Raw genomic sequence first — 16899 nt, forward strand, 5'->3', positions numbered from 1 at the left:
TTGTCGCGGGCGAGTACTTTCACATGCAATAACGTTCATCCAGCTGCACATTCCGTTTGTGAATTGCACAAGGCTCAAGGATTAGCCGGAAACCTGGAGCACAGCATCAACAAGGCAGGTCCGCATTCGCCACCTGTAAGTGAAGAAATATGATAAATGCAAATCGTCCGATACTGAATCTCGACCTCGATCTGCTGAGAACATTCGTTGCCGTCGCCGATCTGAGTACTTTTGCCGCTGCCGCAGCAGCGGTATGCCGGACTCAGTCAGCCGTAAGTCAACAGATGCAACGTCTGGAACAGCTGGTCGGAAAAGAGCTCTTTGCCCGCCATGGGCGGAATAAATTGCTGACCGAGCAGGGTATTCAACTGCTGGGCTACGCACGCAAAATCCTGCGTTTTAATGACGAAGCCTGTATGTCGCTGATGTTCAGTAGCCTGCAAGGGATCTTAACGATTGGCGCATCTGATGAAACAGCCGAGACTATTTTACCGTTTTTGTTGAACCGGATCGGCAGTTTTTACCCGAAACTGACGCTGGAAATTAAGGTTCTTAATCATACTGAAGCGGTGGATATGCTGGCGAGCGGGGAGATTGATCTCGCGCTGACGACTCACCAGGCAACGGATTTTGATACGCTGATCCTGCGCACCTCGCCAACGCTATGGTACTGCGCTGCCGATTATGTATTGCCGCGGGAAGAGTCGATCCCGCTGATCCTGCTTGAAGCGCCAGGCCCGTTCCGTGAGGACATCATTGCCGCGTTGAATGCCGCCAGCGCGCCGTGGCATCTGGCCCATTCCGCCTCGACGCTTGCGGGTGTCAAAGCGGCGGTAAAAGCAGGGCTTGGTGTTACCGCTCGTCCGGTAGAAATGATGAGTCCCGAGCTACGGGTTGTCGGCAAGAATGAGGGGCTTCCTGCGCTGCCGGATACGCAATATGTGCTGAGCTGTAACGCGCACAGGATAAGCGAGTCGGCGCAGGCTATTTTCCAGTCGCTGACCCAGGATTATAACCCCTGGTCGTCTGAGCCTGCGCTTACCCCGGAAGGGGGAGATAATTCCCTCATTTCCTGAGTGGAATTAGTTACACAGATCACAAAAAGCTGGTAACAAATTGTAAGTGTAAAAATGAGCCGCTAAGGTCTGAATTATACCTTGCGGTTCTTTTTTTTCTTATTTTACAGGGATTTTTAATATTTTGTCGTTTTATTGATATATTTATCAATGGCTTACATTCAATGTGGCGTTCGTTCTCTGACTTTTCCCTGCACTTTCAATACTTCATGCTAATGTTAAAAAACCGGCCGGATTGTTGCTGTTTTATAGGTTTAATTAACAAAACCGTGTCACAGATCAAAAAAATACCCCTCCTTAGGGGGAGGAATCGAGGCTAAATCCTGTCAAAATAGACGGGTAATTTTGATTTACACCAGAAACGGACACGATTCAACAACACTAAATCCGGTTTGTATGCAAGGTTATTCCGCATGAAAGGGCATTTAATGTTAATGAAAAAAATCTAATGTAAATTAATGTTGTTAAAACTTTTGTTGAAGTTGACAAAAGGTTAAAGAAAGGGGTAAAAAGCCACCGCATACAGCCTTCTACGATAAGTAGGGACGCTTTTTTGCAAGGTTATTTTTTTATTCCTCCCCGTGAAACGCTGTGGCGTTCATCTGCCAGCAAGAGCAGAGGGTTTAGCGCTACACTTTTTTGGTTAAGCAATGCGTATGTCAACATCCACTGAAGTCATCGCTCATCATTGGGCATTCGCTATATTTCTCATCATTGCCATCGGCCTGTGCTGCCTGATGCTTGTCGGGGGCTGGTACCTCGGCGGTCGCGCGCGCGCGCGTAGCAAGAACACGCCGTTTGAATCGGGGATCGACTCCGTTGGTTCGGCTCGCTTACGTCTTTCTGCGAAGTTTTATCTGGTTGCCATGTTCTTCGTTATCTTCGACGTGGAAGCTCTGTATCTCTACGCATGGTCGACTTCTATCCGCGAAAGCGGCTGGGTCGGCTTTGTGGAAGCCGCAATTTTCATTTTAGTGCTACTGGCAGGTCTGGTTTACCTCGTTCGTATCGGCGCACTGGACTGGACGCCTGCGCGTTCCCGTCGCACGCTGGTTAATTCAGAAACAGACAGTCCCACTAACCGTCATATGCAGTAAAAGCGAGGCAATAAGATGGATTATACGCTCACCCGCATAGATCCTAACGGTGAGAACGACCGTTACCCCCTGCAGAAACAGGAGATCGTAACCGACCCCCTGGAGCAAGAAGTCAATAAAAGCGTGTATATGGGGAAACTCGAACATGCGCTGCATGACATGGTGAACTGGGGCCGCAAGAACTCAATCTGGCCCTACAACTTCGGCCTGTCATGCTGCTACGTTGAAATGGTAACGTCATTCACTGCGGTGCATGACGTTGCGCGTTTTGGCGCCGAGGTACTGCGTGCTTCTCCTCGTCAGGCGGACCTGATGGTTGTCGCCGGCACCTGCTTCACCAAAATGGCGCCGGTCATTCAGCGTCTGTATGACCAGATGCTGGAGCCTAAGTGGGTTATCTCCATGGGCGCCTGTGCCAACTCCGGCGGGATGTACGATATTTATTCTGTCGTCCAGGGCGTGGACAAGTTTATTCCGGTTGATGTTTACATCCCGGGCTGTCCGCCGCGTCCGGAAGCTTATATGCAGGCGCTGATGCTGCTGCAGGAGTCCATTGGTAAAGAACGTCGCCCGCTCTCGTGGGTGGTTGGCGATCAGGGCGTGTACCGCGCCAACATGCAGTCGGAACGCGAGCGTAAACGTGGTGAACGCATTGCAGTGACCAATCTGCGGACACCGGACGAGATTTAACTTGCGCCTGCGGGCGGCGGAATAACACTTCGCAAATCAATCTACAACAGCGCGAAGCCTCGCCCGGCAGTCACCACGGACCTTTTGCAATGGTGAACAATATGACCGATTTACATGCGCATGACGCCGCACCAGCCTGGCAAACCCGCGATCACCTTGATGACCCGGTGATCGGCGAACTGCGCAATCGTTTTGGGCCGGATGCCTTTACCGTTCAACCTACCCGCACCGGCGTTCCGGTGGTCTGGGTCAAGCGCGAACAGCTACTGGAGGTGGGTGATTTCCTGAAGAAATTGCCGAAACCTTACGTTATGCTGTTCGATCTGCACGGGATGGACGAACGTCTGCGCACCCACCGTGACGGACTTCCCGCCGCGGATTTTTCCGTTTTCTATCACCTGATTTCCATTGAACGCAATCGTGACATTATGCTCAAGGTAGCATTGTCCGAAAACGATCTGCGCGTGCCGACTTTTACCAAACTGTTCCCGAACGCCAACTGGTATGAGCGCGAAACGTGGGAAATGTTCGGGATTGATATCGAAGGCCACCCGCACCTGACGCGCATCATGATGCCGCCGACCTGGGAAGGCCATCCGCTGCGCAAAGACTATCCGGCGCGCGCCACCGAATTCGATCCGTTTGAGCTGACTAAAGCCAAGCAGGATCTGGAAATGGAAGCGCTGACCTTCAAACCGGAAGAGTGGGGCATGAAGCGCGGAACCGAAAACGAGGACTTTATGTTCCTCAACCTCGGCCCGAACCACCCGTCTGCCCACGGTGCTTTCCGTATCGTTCTGCAGCTTGATGGCGAAGAGATCGTCGACTGCGTACCGGATATCGGCTACCACCACCGTGGCGCTGAGAAGATGGGCGAACGTCAGTCCTGGCACAGCTACATTCCGTATACCGACCGTATCGAATACCTCGGCGGCTGCGTCAATGAGATGCCGTACGTGCTGGCGGTCGAAAAGCTGGCGGGGATCACCGTACCGGATCGCGTGAATGTGATTCGCGTGATGCTCTCCGAGCTGTTCCGCATTAACAGCCACCTGCTGTACATTTCGACCTTTATTCAGGACGTCGGTGCGATGACGCCGGTGTTCTTTGCCTTTACCGACCGTCAGAAGATCTACGATCTGGTGGAAGCCATTACCGGTTTCCGTATGCACCCGGCGTGGTTCCGCATCGGCGGCGTCGCGCACGACCTGCCGCGCGGCTGGGATCGCCTGCTGCGCGAGTTCCTTGAGTGGATGCCAAAGCGTCTGGATTCTTACGAGAAAGCCGCGCTGCGCAACAGCATTCTGATTGGCCGTTCAAAAGGCGTTGCCGCCTATAACGCCAAAGAAGCGCTGGAGTGGGGCACGACCGGTGCGGGCCTGCGCGCAACGGGGATTGGCTTCGACGTGCGGAAATGGCGTCCATATTCTGGCTATGAAAACTTTGACTTTGAAGTGCCAACCGGTGGCGGTATCTCTGACTGCTATACCCGCGTGATGCTGAAAGTCGAAGAACTGCGCCAGAGCCTGCGCATTCTTCAGCAGTGTCTCGATAACATGCCGGAAGGCCCGTTCAAAGCGGATCACCCGCTGACGACGCCGCCGCCGAAAGAGCGCACGCTGCAGCATATCGAAACCCTGATTACGCACTTCCTGCAGGTTTCCTGGGGCCCGGTCATGCCGGCCAACGAATCCTTCCAGATGATTGAAGCGACGAAGGGTATTAACAGTTACTACCTGACCAGCGACGGCAGCACCATGAGCTATCGTACCCGTATCCGCACGCCGAGCTATGCGCACCTGCAGCAGATCCCGTCGGCGATTCGCGGCAGCCTGGTATCCGACCTGATCGTTTATCTGGGTAGTATCGATTTTGTTATGTCAGACGTGGACCGCTAATTATGCACGAGAATCAACAACCACAAACCGAGGCTTTTGAGCTGAGTGCGGCAGAGCGTGAGGCCATTGAGCACGAGAAGCACCACTACGAAGACCCGCGTGCGGCGTCCATCGAAGCGCTGAAGATCGTTCAGAAACAGCGCGGCTGGGTGCCGGATGGCGCGATCTACGCGATCGCTGACGTACTGGGTATCCCGGCAAGCGATGTGGAAGGGGTCGCCACTTTCTACAGCCAGATCTTCCGCCAGCCGGTTGGCCGTCACGTGATCCGCTATTGCGATAGCGTGGTTTGCCATATCACTGGCTTCCAGGGCATTCAGTCAGCTATCGAGAAAAAGCTCGACATCAAACCGGGTCAAACCACCTTTGATGGCCGCTTTACTCTGCTGCCGACCTGCTGCCTGGGCAACTGCGACAAGGGACCGACGATGATGATTGATGAGGATACTCATAGTTATCTGACGCCGGAGGCGATTCCTGACCTGTTGGAGCAGTATAAATGAAGACAGTGATCCGCACTCCCGAAACGCATCCTTTAACCTGGCGTCTGCGCGATGATAAACAGCCGGTATGGCTGGAAGAGTATCAGAGCAAAAACGGCTACGAGGGCGCGCGTAAAGCGCTGCTGGGCCTGGCGCCGGATGAGATCGTCAATCAGGTGAAAGACGCCGGTCTGAAAGGACGCGGCGGCGCGGGCTTTTCCACCGGTCTGAAGTGGAGCCTGATGCCGAAAGACGAATCCATGAACATCCGTTACCTGCTGTGTAACGCCGATGAGATGGAGCCGGGCACCTATAAAGACCGTCTGCTGATGGAGCAGCTGCCGCACCTGCTGGTGGAAGGCATGCTGATCTCCGCGTTTGCGCTGAAAGCGTACCGCGGCTACATCTTCCTGCGCGGCGAGTATATTGAAGCGGCGGTCCATTTACGCCGCGCGATTGCCGAAGCGACCGAAGCCGGTCTGCTGGGCAAAAACATTCTCGGCACCGGTTTCGATTTCGAACTGTTCGTGCACACCGGAGCAGGGCGTTATATCTGCGGCGAAGAAACCGCGTTGATTAACTCCCTCGAAGGTCGTCGCGCCAACCCGCGTTCCAAGCCGCCGTTCCCGGCGAGCTCCGGCGTGTGGGGTAAACCGACCTGCGTGAACAACGTTGAAACCCTGTGTAACGTCCCGGCGATTCTGGCCAACGGCGTTGAGTGGTATCAGAACATTTCAACCAGCAAAGATGCCGGTACCAAGCTGATGGGCTTCTCTGGCCGGGTGAAAAATCCGGGCGTCTGGGAACTGCCGTTCGGCACTACCGCGCGCGAAATTCTGGAAGATTATGCCGGCGGCATGCGTGATGGCCTGAAGTTTAAGGCCTGGCAGCCGGGCGGCGCGGGCACCGACTTCCTGACCGAAGCGCATCTTGACCTGCCGATGGAGTTCGAAAGTATTGGTAAAGCGGGGAGCCGTCTGGGTACCGCGCTGGCGATGGCCGTTGACCATGAGATTGGTATGGTGTCGCTGGTGCGCAATCTGGAAGAGTTCTTTGCCCGCGAATCCTGCGGCTGGTGTACGCCGTGCCGCGACGGTCTGCCGTGGAGCGTGAAAATTCTGCGCGCTCTGGAGCGCGGTGAAGGCCAGCCGGGAGATATCGAGACACTTGAGCAACTGTGTCGGTTCCTTGGTCCGGGCAAAACCTTCTGTGCGCATGCGCCAGGTGCGGTAGAACCGCTGCAGAGCGCCATTAAATATTTCCGCGACGAATTCGAAGCAGGCATTAAGCAGCAGTTCAGTAATACCCATGCTATCAACGGGATTCAGCCGAACCTGCTTAAGACGCGCTGGTAATGTCTCCACAAGCTCGTTCAGCCTGCGCCAACGCGGCGGCCTGAACGACAAAGTGGTAACGATTTTTTAATTTGGAAGCATGCTAATGGCTACGATTCATGTAGACGGCAAAGAATACGAGGTCAACGGAGCGGACAACCTGTTAGAGGCTTGTCTCTCTCTTGGTCTTGATATTCCATACTTTTGCTGGCATCCGGCGCTTGGGAGCGTCGGTGCTTGCCGCCAGTGTGCGGTGAAGCAATATCAAAACGCGGAAGACACGCGTGGTCGCCTGGTGATGTCCTGTATGACACCGGCATCCGACGGCACCTTTATCTCTATCGACGACGGCGAAGCGAAGCAGTTCCGCGAGAGCGTAGTGGAGTGGCTGATGACCAACCACCCGCACGACTGCCCGGTCTGTGAAGAAGGGGGCAACTGCCACCTGCAGGATATGACCGTCATGACCGGTCACAGCTTCCGTCGCTACCGTTTCACCAAGCGTACCCACCGTAACCAGGACCTGGGGCCGTTCATCTCTCATGAAATGAACCGCTGCATCGCCTGCTATCGCTGCGTGCGTTACTACAAAGATTACGCTGACGGTACCGACCTGGGCGTTTACGGTGCGCATGACAACGTCTACTTCGGTCGTCCGGAAGATGGCGTGCTGGAAAGCGAATTTTCAGGCAACCTGGTTGAGGTCTGCCCGACCGGCGTATTCACCGATAAAACGCACTCCGAGCGCTATAACCGTAAATGGGATATGCAGTTTGCACCCAGCATCTGCCAGCAGTGTTCCATCGGCTGTAACATCAGCCCGGGCGAGCGCTATGGCGAACTGCGCCGTATCGAAAACCGTTACAACGGTACCGTTAACCGCTACTTCCTCTGCGACCGCGGCCGTTTTGGCTATGGCTATGTGAACCTGAAAGACCGCCCGCGTCAGCCGGTTCAGCGCCGTGGCGACGATCTGATTACCCTTAACGCCGAGCAGGCCATGCAGGGCGCGGCGGATATTCTGCGTCAGTCGAAAAAAGTGATTGGTATCGGCTCGCCGCGCGCCAGCATTGAAAGCAACTTTGCGTTGCGTGAGCTGGTGGGCGCGGAGAACTTCTATACCGGCATTGCGAAGGCTGAGCAGGAACGTCTGCAGATGATGCTGACCGTGCTGCGTGACGGCGGTATTCATACCCCGACGCTGCGCGACATTGAATCCTACGATGCGGTTCTGGTACTCGGGGAAGATATTACCCAGACCGGCGCCCGCGTTGCCCTGGCCGTGCGCCAGGCGGTGAAAGGAAAAGCGCGTGAAATGGCCGCGGCGCAGAAAGTCGCCGACTGGCAGATCGCCGCGATCCTCAACATCGGTCAGCGCGCGAAGCATCCGCTGTTTGTCACCAATATCGATGACACCCGTCTTGACGATGTCGCCGCGTGGACCTATCGTGCGCCGGTTGAAGATCAGGCGCGTCTGGGCTTCGCCATTGCGCATGCGCTGGATGAAAGCGCACCGGCGGTGGAAGGCCTGAGCAGAGATCTGCAGGGCAAAATCGACGTGATCGTCCAGGCGCTGGCCGGGGCGAAGAAACCGCTGATCGTCTCCGGAACCAACGCCGGCAGCGTCGAAATTATTCAGGCGGCGGCCAACGTGGCTAAAGCGCTGAAGGGCCGCGGCGTAGACGTCGGCGTCACTATGGTTGCCCGGGCGGTGAACAGCGTTGGCCTTGGCATGATTGGCGGCGGCTCTCTGGAAGAGGCGCTGAGCGAGCTGGAAACCGGCGCTGCCGATGCGGTTGTGGTGCTGGAAAACGATCTGCATCGCCATGCTTCTGCCGCGCGCGTTGACGCCGCGCTGGCCAAAGCGCCGCTGGTGATGGTCGTTGACCATCAGCGCACCGCCATTATGGACAAAGCGCACCTCGTGCTTTCTGCGGCGAGCTTCGCCGAAAGCGACGGAACCGTGGTCAATAACGAAGGGCGCGCGCAGCGTTTCTTCCAGGTCTACGACCCGTCCTACTACGATGCGAATACCGTGATGCTGGAAAGCTGGCGCTGGCTGCACTCGCTACACAGCACCGTCGACAACCGTCAGGTTGACTGGACGCAGCTGGATCATGTGATTGATGCCGCCATTGCTAAGCTGCCGCAGCTGGCGGGTATTAAAGATGCCGCGCCGGACGCGACCTTCCGCATTCGCGGGCAGAAACTGGCTCGTGAACCGCATCGTTATAGCGGTCGTACGGCGATGCGCGCCAATATCAGCGTGCATGAACCCCGCCAGCCGCAGGATAAAGACACCATGTTTGCCTTCTCGATGGAAGGGAACAACCAGCCGTCTGCACCGCGTTCGCAAATCCCGTTCGCTTGGGCTCCAGGCTGGAACTCCCCGCAGGCGTGGAACAAGTTCCAGGATGAAGTGGGTGGCAAACTGCGCCATGGCGATCCGGGCGTACGTCTGATCGAAGCTTCCGCCAGCGGTCTTGAGTACTTTACCGCGGTGCCGGCAGGCTTCCTGGCTGAAGAAGGTCAGTGGCGTATCGCGCCGTACTACCATCTGTTCGGCAGCGATGAACTGTCGCAGCGTTCTCCGGTCTTCCAGAGCCGCATGCCGCAGCCGTACATCAAGCTGAACCCGGCCGATGCTGCGAAGCTGGGCGTCAATGAGGGGGCGATGATTTCGTTCCGCGTTGATGGCCAGACGCTCAGCCTCCCGCTGGTGATTTCTGCGGGTCTGACGGCAGGGCAGGTGGGTTTACCGATGGGCATGCCGGGTATTGCGCCGGTACTGACCGGAGCACGTATTGACACTCTGCAGGAGGCGAAAGCATGAGTTGGTTAACACCGGATCTCATCGACATTCTGTTAAGCATCCTTAAGGCAGTGGTGATTCTGCTGGTGGTGGTGACCTGCGGCGCGTTCATGAGCTTTGGCGAACGTCGTCTGCTGGGGCTGTTCCAGAACCGCTACGGACCTAACCGTGTGGGCTGGGGCGGCTCGCTGCAGCTCGTCGCCGACATGATCAAGATGTTCTTTAAAGAGGACTGGGTTCCGCGCTTTACGGACCGCGTGATCTTTACTCTGGCGCCGGTTATCGCCTTTACCTCCCTGCTGCTGGCTTTTGCTATCGTGCCGGTCAGCCCGACGTGGGTGGTCGCCGACCTGAACATCGGCATCCTGTTCTTCCTGATGATGGCCGGTCTGGCGGTTTACGCCGTGCTGTTCGCCGGCTGGTCGAGTAACAACAAATACTCGCTGCTGGGTGCAATGCGTGCCTCCGCGCAGACCCTGAGCTACGAAGTGTTCCTCGGTCTGTCGCTGATGGGCGTGGTGGCACAGGCGGGGTCGTTCAACATGAGCGATATCGTCAACAACCAGGCGCATCTGTGGAACGTGATTCCGCAGTTCTTCGGCTTCGTGACTTTCGCGATCGCCGGCGTTGCGGTTTGTCACCGTCACCCGTTTGACCAGCCGGAAGCCGAGCAGGAACTGGCCGATGGTTACCACATCGAATATTCCGGCATGAAGTTCGGTCTGTTCTTTGTCGGTGAATACATCGGGATTGTCACCGTTTCAGCGCTGATCGTCACGCTGTTCTTCGGCGGCTGGAATGGCCCATGGTTACCTCCGTTCATCTGGTTCGCGCTGAAAACCGCGTTCTTCATGATGATGTTCATTTTGATCCGCGCATCATTACCGCGTCCGCGCTATGACCAGGTAATGTCCTTTGGCTGGAAGGTATGCCTGCCGTTAACGCTGATCAACTTGTTGGTAACGGCGGCTGTCATTCTCTGGCAGGCGCAATAAGGGGTGAATTGACCATGACCTTAAAAGAATTATTGGTGGGGTTTGGCACCCAGGTCCGCAGTATCTGGATGATCGGGATGCATGCCTTCGCCAAACGTGAGACCCAGATGTATCCGGAAGAACCGGTATATCTGCCGCCGCGCTACCGTGGCCGTATCGTGCTGACGCGCGACCCGGACGGTGAGGAGCGCTGCGTTGCCTGTAACCTGTGTGCGGTAGCGTGTCCGGTAGGCTGTATCTCTTTGCAAAAAGCAGAGACCAAAGATGGCCGCTGGTACCCGGAGTTTTTCCGTATCAACTTCTCACGCTGCATTTTCTGCGGTTTGTGTGAAGAAGCGTGCCCGACCACGGCGATTCAGTTGACCCCGGACTTCGAACTGGGCGAATACAAGCGTCAGGATCTGGTGTACGAAAAAGAGGATCTGCTGATTTCCGGTCCGGGCAAATACCCGGAATATAACTTCTACCGGATGGCGGGTATGGCAATCGACGGCAAAGATAAGGGCGAAGCAGAGAACGAAGCTAAGCCTATCGACGTCAAGAGCCTGTTACCGTAAGGAGAGGGCAATGGAATTCGCTTTTTATATCTGTGGCCTCATCGCCATCCTCGCAACCCTGCGGGTGATCACCCACACCAATCCGGTGCATGCGCTGCTGTACCTGATTATTTCGCTGTTGGCGATTGCTGGGGTGTTCTTCTCGCTGGGCGCCTATTTCGCCGGGGCGCTGGAAATCATCGTCTACGCCGGGGCCATCATGGTGCTGTTCGTCTTCGTGGTGATGATGCTCAACCTGGGCGGCAGCGAAATCGAGCAGGAGCGCAAGTGGCTGCAGCCAGGGATCTGGATTGGCCCGGCTATCCTGTCCGCGGTACTGCTGGTGGTTATCGTGTATGCCATCCTCGGTCTTAACGATCAGGGCATTGAAGGCAACGCGATAAGCGCGAAAGAGGTCGGTATTACGCTGTTTGGGCCGTATGTACTGGCGGTGGAGCTGGCCTCCATGCTGCTGCTGGCCGGTCTGGTTGTTGCCTTCCACATTGGCCGCGAAGAGCGCGCCGGTGAAGTGCTGAGCAACCGTCAGGGCGATAGCGACAAAAGAAAAATGGAGGAACACGCATGATTCCCTTAACACATGGGCTGATCCTCGCCGCGATCCTGTTTGTGCTCGGCCTGACGGGTCTGGTTATCCGCCGCAATCTGCTGTTTATGCTGATTAGCCTGGAAATCATGATCAACGCCGCGGCGCTGGCTTTCGTGGTGGCAGGCAGCTACTGGGGTCAGACCGACGGTCAGATAATGTATATCCTCGCCATCAGCCTTGCGGCTGCGGAAGCGAGTATCGGCCTGGCGCTGTTGCTGCAGCTCCATCGTCGCCGCCAGAACCTGAACATCGATTCAGTAAGTGAGTTGCGTGGATGAACATGCTTGCCTTAACCATTCTTCTGCCATTGATTGGCTTTGTTCTGCTGTCATTCTCCCGTGGCCGCTGGTCGGAAAACCTCTCCGCCACCGTGGGAATGGGGTCAGTCGGCCTGGCGGCGCTGGTGACCGCGTTTGTCGGCGTCGACTTCTTTGCTAACGGCAAACAGGCGGTCAGCGTACCGCTGTGGACCTGGATGTCGGTGGGTGATTTCAACATCGGTTTTAACCTGGTGCTGGACGGTCTCTCGCTGACCATGCTTTCCGTGGTGACCGGCGTTGGCTTCCTGATCCACATGTTCGCCTCCTGGTATATGCGCGGGGAAGAGGGCTACTCCCGCTTTTTCGCCTACACCAACCTGTTTATCGCGAGCATGGTGGTGCTGGTACTGGCCGATAACCTGCTGCTGATGTACCTCGGCTGGGAAGGCGTGGGCCTGTGCTCCTATCTGCTGATCGGTTTCTACTATACCGATCCGAAGAACGGTGCCGCCGCAATGAAAGCCTTCGTGGTGACCCGTGTCGGTGACGTCTTCCTCGCGTTCGCACTGTTCATTCTCTACAACGAGCTGGGCACCCTGAACTTCCGCGAAATGGTCGAACTGGCGCCTGCGCACTTTGAAGCCGGCAACAATATGTTGTGGTGGGCAACCCTGATGCTGCTGGGCGGTGCGGTCGGTAAATCGGCACAGCTGCCGTTGCAGACCTGGCTTGCGGACGCTATGGCCGGCCCGACGCCGGTTTCTGCCCTGATCCACGCCGCCACCATGGTTACCGCGGGCGTTTACCTGATTGCCCGTACCCATGGCCTGTTCCTGATGACCCCGGAAATTCTCCATCTGGTCGGTATCGTCGGAGCGGTGACTCTGGTGCTGGCAGGCTTTGCCGCGCTGGTTCAGACGGACATCAAACGCGTACTCGCTTACTCCACTATGAGCCAGATTGGCTACATGTTCCTGGCGCTGGGCGTCCAGGCATGGGATGCGGCGATTTTCCACCTGATGACCCACGCGTTCTTTAAAGCGCTGCTGTTCCTCTCGTCCGGCTCGGTCATTCTGGCCTGCCACCACGAGCAGAACATCTTCAAAATGGGCGGCCTGCGTAAGTCGATTCCGCTGGTGTATGTCTGCTTCCTGGTGGGGGGCGCGGCGCTGTCCGCACTGCCGCTCATCACCGCAGGCTTCTTCAGTAAGGACGAAATCCTCGCCGGCGCGATGGCGAATGGTCATATCAACCTGATGGTTGCGGGTCTGGTCGGCGCATTTATGACCTCGCTCTACACCTTCCGGATGATCTTCATCGTCTTCCACGGCAAAGAGCAAATCCATGCGCACGCAGGGAAGGGGATTACCCACCACCTGCCGCTGATTGTGCTGCTGATTCTGTCGACCTTCGTTGGCGCGCTGATTGTTCCGCCGCTGCAGGGCGTACTGCCGCAGACAACCGAACTTGAGCACGGCCGTGTGATGACGCTGGAGATTGCCTCCGGGATTATCGCCATTGCCGGTATTCTGATCGCCGCCTGGCTGTGGCTGGGTAAACGCACGCTGGTGACCTCTGTCGCCAACAGCGCGCCGGGCCGTCTGCTGGGTACCTGGTGGTACAACGCATGGGGCTTCGACTGGTTGTACGACAAAGTGTTCGTGAAACCATTCCTCGGCATCGCCTGGCTGCTGAAGAGCGATCCGCTGAACGCCATGATGAACATTCCGGCCATCCTCTCCCGCTTTGCAGGTAAAGGCCTGCTGCTAAGCGAGAACGGTTATCTACGCTGGTATGTGGCGTCTATGAGCATCGGCGCGGTTGTCGTGCTGGCGTTGCTGATGGTATTGCGTTGAGTTTGTTGGCTGGGTGAGCGATTGCCTGCTTATCCGGCCGACAAACCCTAAAAGAATTTTAGAATTCGTTGAAAATCTGTTCCTGAGGTACAGGCGTCATCGGCGAAGTCAGATCGGAGACCGCCAGCGCAGAGCAACCGCAGCGTACTAAAGTACGTGAGGAGTGCGAGCACTGCCGGAATTCGGGCTGACGAGCGAGATAGCCTGAGCAGGAGTAAATATAAGGGACATACTCAGCTATGTTATTACCCTGGTTAATACTCATCCCCTTTATCGGCGGGTTTCTGTGCTGGCAGACTGAACGCTTTGGCGTGAAGATGCCGCGCTGGATTGCGCTGATTACCATGGGACTGACGCTGGTGCTCTCCCTGCAGCTGTGGCTACAGGGCGGTTATTCGCTGACGCAATCCGCGGGTATTCCGCAGTGGCAGTCAGAATTCGTGATGCCGTGGATCCCACGCTTCGGTATTAGCATTCATCTGGCTATCGACGGTCTGTCGCTGCTGATGGTGGTGCTGACCGGTCTGCTCGGCGTGCTGGCCGTGCTCTGTTCGTGGCGCGAAATCGAAAAATACCAGGGCTTCTTCCACCTCAACCTGATGTGGATCCTGGGCGGCGTTATCGGCGTGTTCCTTGCCATCGACATGTTCCTGTTCTTCTTCTTCTGGGAAATGATGCTGGTGCCGATGTACTTCCTGATCGCGCTGTGGGGCCATAAGGCTTCCGACGGTAAAACGCGTATCACGGCGGCAACCAAGTTCTTCATCTATACCCAGGCGAGCGGCCTGGTGATGCTGATTGCCATCCTGGCGCTGGCCTTCGTTCACTTTAACGCGACCGGCGTGTGGACCTTCAACTATGAAGACCTGCTGAAAACCCCGATGTCCCATGGCGTCGAATACATGCTGATGCTCGGCTTCTTCATCGCCTTTGCGGTGAAAATGCCGGTGGTTCCGCTGCACGGCTGGCTGCCGGATGCCCACTCTCAGGCACCGACCGCTGGTTCCGTTGACCTCGCCGGTATTTTGCTGAAAACGGCGGCCTACGGTCTGCTGCGTTTTGCGCTGCCGCTGTTCCCGAATGCCTCCGCCGAGTTTGCTCCCATCGCCATGTGGCTGGGCGTTATCGGTATCTTCTACGGCGCGTGGATGGCTTTCTGCCAGTACGATATCAAACGCCTGATTGCTTACACCTCCGTTTCCCACATGGGCTTCGTGCTGATTGCTATCTACACCGGCAGCCAGCTGGCGTACCAGGGGGCGGTGATTCAGATGATTGCCCACGGTCTGTCCGCGGCGGGCCTGTTTATTCTGTGCGGCCAGCTGTATGAACGCCTGCACACCCGCGATATGCGTCTGATGGGCGGTCTGTGGAGCAAAATTAAGTGGCTGCCGGCGCTGTCGATGTTCTTCGCCGTGGCAACGCTGGGGATGCCGGGTACCGGTAACTTCGTCGGCGAATTCATGATTTTGTTCGGCAGCTACAAAGTGGTGCCGGTGATTACCGTGATCTCCACCTTTGGACTGGTCTTCGCTTCCGTCTACTCGCTCTCAATGCTGCATCGCGCGTACTTCGGTAAAGCGAAGAGCGAGATCGCGGCGCAGGAGATGCGGGGAATGTCTCTGCGTGAACTGTCGATTGTTCTGCTGTTGGTGGTTCTGCTGGTGCTGCTGGGCTTCTTCCCGCAGCCGATTCTGGACACCTCACACGCTGCGATGAGCAACATTCAGCAGTGGTTTGTTAATTCCGTTTCTACTACAAGGCCGTAATTCGCCATGACAATAACTCCACAACAACTGATCGCACTGCTACCGCTGCTGATCGTCGGCTTGACGGTGGTGGTTGTGATGCTCTCCATTGCGTGGCGACGCAATCATTTCCTTAATGCCACGCTGTCGGTTCTTGGTCTGAACGCTGCGCTGATCTCACTCTGGTTCGTGGGTCAGAACGGCGCGATGGACGTGACGCCGCTGATTCGCGTTGACGGCTACGCCATGCTCTATACCGGGCTGGTCCTGCTGGCAAGCCTGGCCACCTGTACCTTCGCGTACCCGTGGCTTGAGGGATACAAGGACAACAAAGAAGAGTTCTACCTGCTGGTGCTTATCGCCGCGCTGGGTGGCATTCTGCTGGCGGGCGCCAACCATCTGGCGGCGCTGTTCCTCGGTATCGAATTGATTTCGCTGCCGCTGTTCGGCCTTATCGGTTATGCCTTCCGCCAGAAGCGTTCGCTGGAAGCGAGTATTAAATACACCATTTTGTCTGCCGCAGCCTCTTCATTCCTGCTGTTCGGTATGGCGCTGGTCTATGCGAACTCGGGCAACCTGTCCTTCCTGGCGCTGGGTAAAAGCCTGGCTGATAACACCCTGCACGAACCGCTGCTGCTGGCGGGTCTGGGCCTGATGATCGTCGGCCTCGGCTTTAAGCTGTCTCTGGTTCCGTTCCACCTGTGGACGCCGGACGTTTACCAGGGCGCGCCGGCGCCGGTATCAACCTTCCTGGCAACCGCCAGCAAGATTGCTATCTTCGGCGTGGTGATGCGTCTGTTCCTGTACATGCCGGTGGGCAACAGCGAAGCGGTACGCGTGGTGCTGGGCCTGATTGCCTTTGCCTCTATCATCTTCGGTAACCTGATGGCGCTGAGTCAGACCAATATTAAACGTCTGCTCGGCTACTCCTCCATCTCGCATCTTGGCTATCTGCTGGTGGCGCTGATTGCCCTGCAGAGCGGTGAAATGTCGATGGAAGCCGTGGGTGTCTATCTGGCCGGCTATCTGTTCAGCAGCCTCGGCGCGTTCGGCGTAGTGAGCCTGATGTCCAGCCCATACCGTGGTCCGGATGCCGACTCGCTGTACTCCTATCGTGGCCTGTTCTGGCATCGTCCGATTCTGTCGGCGGTCATGACGGTGATGATGCTGTCGCTGGCGGGTATCCCGATGACGCTGGGCTTTATCGGTAAATTCTACGTGCTGGCCGTCGGTGTACATGCGCACCTGTGGTGGCTGGTTGCCGCCGTGGTGATCGGTTCGGCGATTGGTCTGTACTACTACCTGCGCGTGGCGGTGAGTCTGTACCTGAGCGCGCCGGATAAACTGAATCGCGATGCGCCGTCGAACTGGCAGTACAGCGCCGGCGGTATCGTGGTGCTGATCTCCGCGCTGCTGGTCCTCGTGCTTGGCGTGTGGCCGCAGCCGCTGATTAGCATTGTGCAGCTGGCAACACCGCTGATGTAATCGCCAGGGCCGGGGTTAACACT

The 16899-nt window shown here is 56.7% G+C and carries 14 protein-coding genes; all 14 read left to right on the forward strand.

Annotation, left to right across the window (positions count from 1 at the left end; translation table 11 throughout):
* The first annotated feature begins 149 nt into the window (after positions 1 to 149).
* A complete protein-coding gene (locus Q1L34_RS07220) occupies positions 150 to 1076 on the forward strand; it encodes a LysR family transcriptional regulator (RefSeq protein ID WP_015583792.1) in 927 nt (308 codons plus the stop codon).
* 650 nt (positions 1077 to 1726) lie between these two features.
* Positions 1727 to 2173 carry an NADH-quinone oxidoreductase subunit NuoA gene (nuoA, locus tag Q1L34_RS07225; protein ID WP_004865103.1) on the forward strand — a complete coding sequence of 149 codons (447 nt, stop codon included), beginning with the start codon at positions 1727 to 1729 and terminating at the stop codon, positions 2171 to 2173.
* A 15-nt stretch (positions 2174 to 2188) separates the two neighbouring features.
* Entirely contained in the window at positions 2189 to 2863 is a 675-nt protein-coding gene (nuoB, locus tag Q1L34_RS07230; protein ID WP_002913178.1) for an NADH-quinone oxidoreductase subunit NuoB, read from the forward strand.
* Between the two features lie 89 nt (positions 2864 to 2952).
* Complete coding sequence (gene nuoC, locus Q1L34_RS07235; protein ID WP_015583793.1) at positions 2953 to 4761, forward strand: NADH-quinone oxidoreductase subunit C/D; 1809 nt, start codon at positions 2953 to 2955, stop codon at positions 4759 to 4761.
* 2 nt (positions 4762 to 4763) lie between these two features.
* On the forward strand, positions 4764 to 5264 hold the full coding sequence (gene nuoE / locus Q1L34_RS07240; protein WP_004865099.1) for an NADH-quinone oxidoreductase subunit NuoE: 501 nt from the start codon (positions 4764 to 4766) through the stop codon (positions 5262 to 5264).
* The gene (gene nuoF, locus Q1L34_RS07245) at positions 5261 to 6598 is read left to right on the forward strand and encodes an NADH-quinone oxidoreductase subunit NuoF (protein ID WP_044348161.1); all 1338 of its coding nucleotides are present in this window, start codon (positions 5261 to 5263) and stop codon (positions 6596 to 6598) included. The genes nuoE and nuoF overlap by 4 nt, the downstream gene beginning before the upstream one ends.
* 85 nt (positions 6599 to 6683) lie before the next feature.
* On the forward strand, positions 6684 to 9410 hold the full coding sequence (nuoG, locus tag Q1L34_RS07250) for an NADH-quinone oxidoreductase subunit NuoG (protein WP_327204425.1): 2727 nt from the start codon (positions 6684 to 6686) through the stop codon (positions 9408 to 9410).
* The gene (gene nuoH, locus Q1L34_RS07255; RefSeq protein WP_004865093.1) at positions 9407 to 10384 is read left to right on the forward strand and encodes an NADH-quinone oxidoreductase subunit NuoH; all 978 of its coding nucleotides are present in this window, start codon (positions 9407 to 9409) and stop codon (positions 10382 to 10384) included. Before nuoG ends, nuoH begins: the two co-directional genes overlap by 4 nt.
* 14 nt (positions 10385 to 10398) lie before the next feature.
* Complete coding sequence (nuoI, locus tag Q1L34_RS07260; RefSeq protein WP_004865092.1) at positions 10399 to 10941, forward strand: NADH-quinone oxidoreductase subunit NuoI; 543 nt, start codon at positions 10399 to 10401, stop codon at positions 10939 to 10941.
* Positions 10942 to 10951: 10 nt separating this feature from the next.
* Positions 10952 to 11506, forward strand: a complete 555-nt coding sequence (gene nuoJ, locus Q1L34_RS07265; RefSeq protein WP_325958388.1) for an NADH-quinone oxidoreductase subunit J — start codon at positions 10952 to 10954, stop codon at positions 11504 to 11506.
* On the forward strand, positions 11503 to 11805 hold the full coding sequence (gene nuoK / locus Q1L34_RS07270; protein ID WP_004865088.1) for an NADH-quinone oxidoreductase subunit NuoK: 303 nt from the start codon (positions 11503 to 11505) through the stop codon (positions 11803 to 11805). Before nuoJ ends, nuoK begins: the two co-directional genes overlap by 4 nt.
* The gene (nuoL, locus tag Q1L34_RS07275; RefSeq protein WP_015583797.1) at positions 11802 to 13643 is read left to right on the forward strand and encodes an NADH-quinone oxidoreductase subunit L; all 1842 of its coding nucleotides are present in this window, start codon (positions 11802 to 11804) and stop codon (positions 13641 to 13643) included. Before nuoK ends, nuoL begins: the two co-directional genes overlap by 4 nt.
* A gap of 239 nt (positions 13644 to 13882) precedes the next feature.
* A complete protein-coding gene (nuoM, locus tag Q1L34_RS07280) occupies positions 13883 to 15412 on the forward strand; it encodes an NADH-quinone oxidoreductase subunit M (protein ID WP_015583798.1) in 1530 nt (509 codons plus the stop codon).
* Positions 15413 to 15418: 6 nt separating this feature from the next.
* On the forward strand, positions 15419 to 16876 hold the full coding sequence (gene nuoN, locus Q1L34_RS07285; RefSeq protein WP_015583799.1) for an NADH-quinone oxidoreductase subunit NuoN: 1458 nt from the start codon (positions 15419 to 15421) through the stop codon (positions 16874 to 16876).
* The last annotated feature ends 23 nt before the right edge of the window (positions 16877 to 16899 follow it).

This window comes from Klebsiella ornithinolytica, assembly GCF_030505655.1.
GTDB classification, from domain to species: domain Bacteria; phylum Pseudomonadota; class Gammaproteobacteria; order Enterobacterales; family Enterobacteriaceae; genus Klebsiella; species Klebsiella ornithinolytica.

What these genes read in the sequence shown, in the direction of transcription:
- Q1L34_RS07220 (WP_015583792.1), top strand. Translation starts at nt 150, where the DNA reads ATGATAAATGCAAATCGTCCGATACTGAATCTCGACCTCGATCTGCTG.
- nuoC (WP_015583793.1), top strand. Translation starts at nt 2,953, where the DNA reads ATGGTGAACAATATGACCGATTTACATGCGCATGACGCCGCACCAGCC.
- nuoI (WP_004865092.1), top strand. Translation starts at nt 10,399, where the DNA reads ATGACCTTAAAAGAATTATTGGTGGGGTTTGGCACCCAGGTCCGCAGT.
- nuoA (WP_004865103.1), top strand. Translation starts at nt 1,727, where the DNA reads ATGCGTATGTCAACATCCACTGAAGTCATCGCTCATCATTGGGCATTC.
- nuoK (WP_004865088.1), top strand. Translation starts at nt 11,503, where the DNA reads ATGATTCCCTTAACACATGGGCTGATCCTCGCCGCGATCCTGTTTGTG.
- nuoL (WP_015583797.1), top strand. Translation starts at nt 11,802, where the DNA reads ATGAACATGCTTGCCTTAACCATTCTTCTGCCATTGATTGGCTTTGTT.
- nuoN (WP_015583799.1), top strand. Translation starts at nt 15,419, where the DNA reads ATGACAATAACTCCACAACAACTGATCGCACTGCTACCGCTGCTGATC.
- nuoM (WP_015583798.1), top strand. Translation starts at nt 13,883, where the DNA reads ATGTTATTACCCTGGTTAATACTCATCCCCTTTATCGGCGGGTTTCTG.
- nuoE (WP_004865099.1), top strand. Translation starts at nt 4,764, where the DNA reads ATGCACGAGAATCAACAACCACAAACCGAGGCTTTTGAGCTGAGTGCG.
- nuoH (WP_004865093.1), top strand. Translation starts at nt 9,407, where the DNA reads ATGAGTTGGTTAACACCGGATCTCATCGACATTCTGTTAAGCATCCTT.
- nuoG (WP_327204425.1), top strand. Translation starts at nt 6,684, where the DNA reads ATGGCTACGATTCATGTAGACGGCAAAGAATACGAGGTCAACGGAGCG.
- nuoJ (WP_325958388.1), top strand. Translation starts at nt 10,952, where the DNA reads ATGGAATTCGCTTTTTATATCTGTGGCCTCATCGCCATCCTCGCAACC.
- nuoB (WP_002913178.1), top strand. Translation starts at nt 2,189, where the DNA reads ATGGATTATACGCTCACCCGCATAGATCCTAACGGTGAGAACGACCGT.
- nuoF (WP_044348161.1), top strand. Translation starts at nt 5,261, where the DNA reads ATGAAGACAGTGATCCGCACTCCCGAAACGCATCCTTTAACCTGGCGT.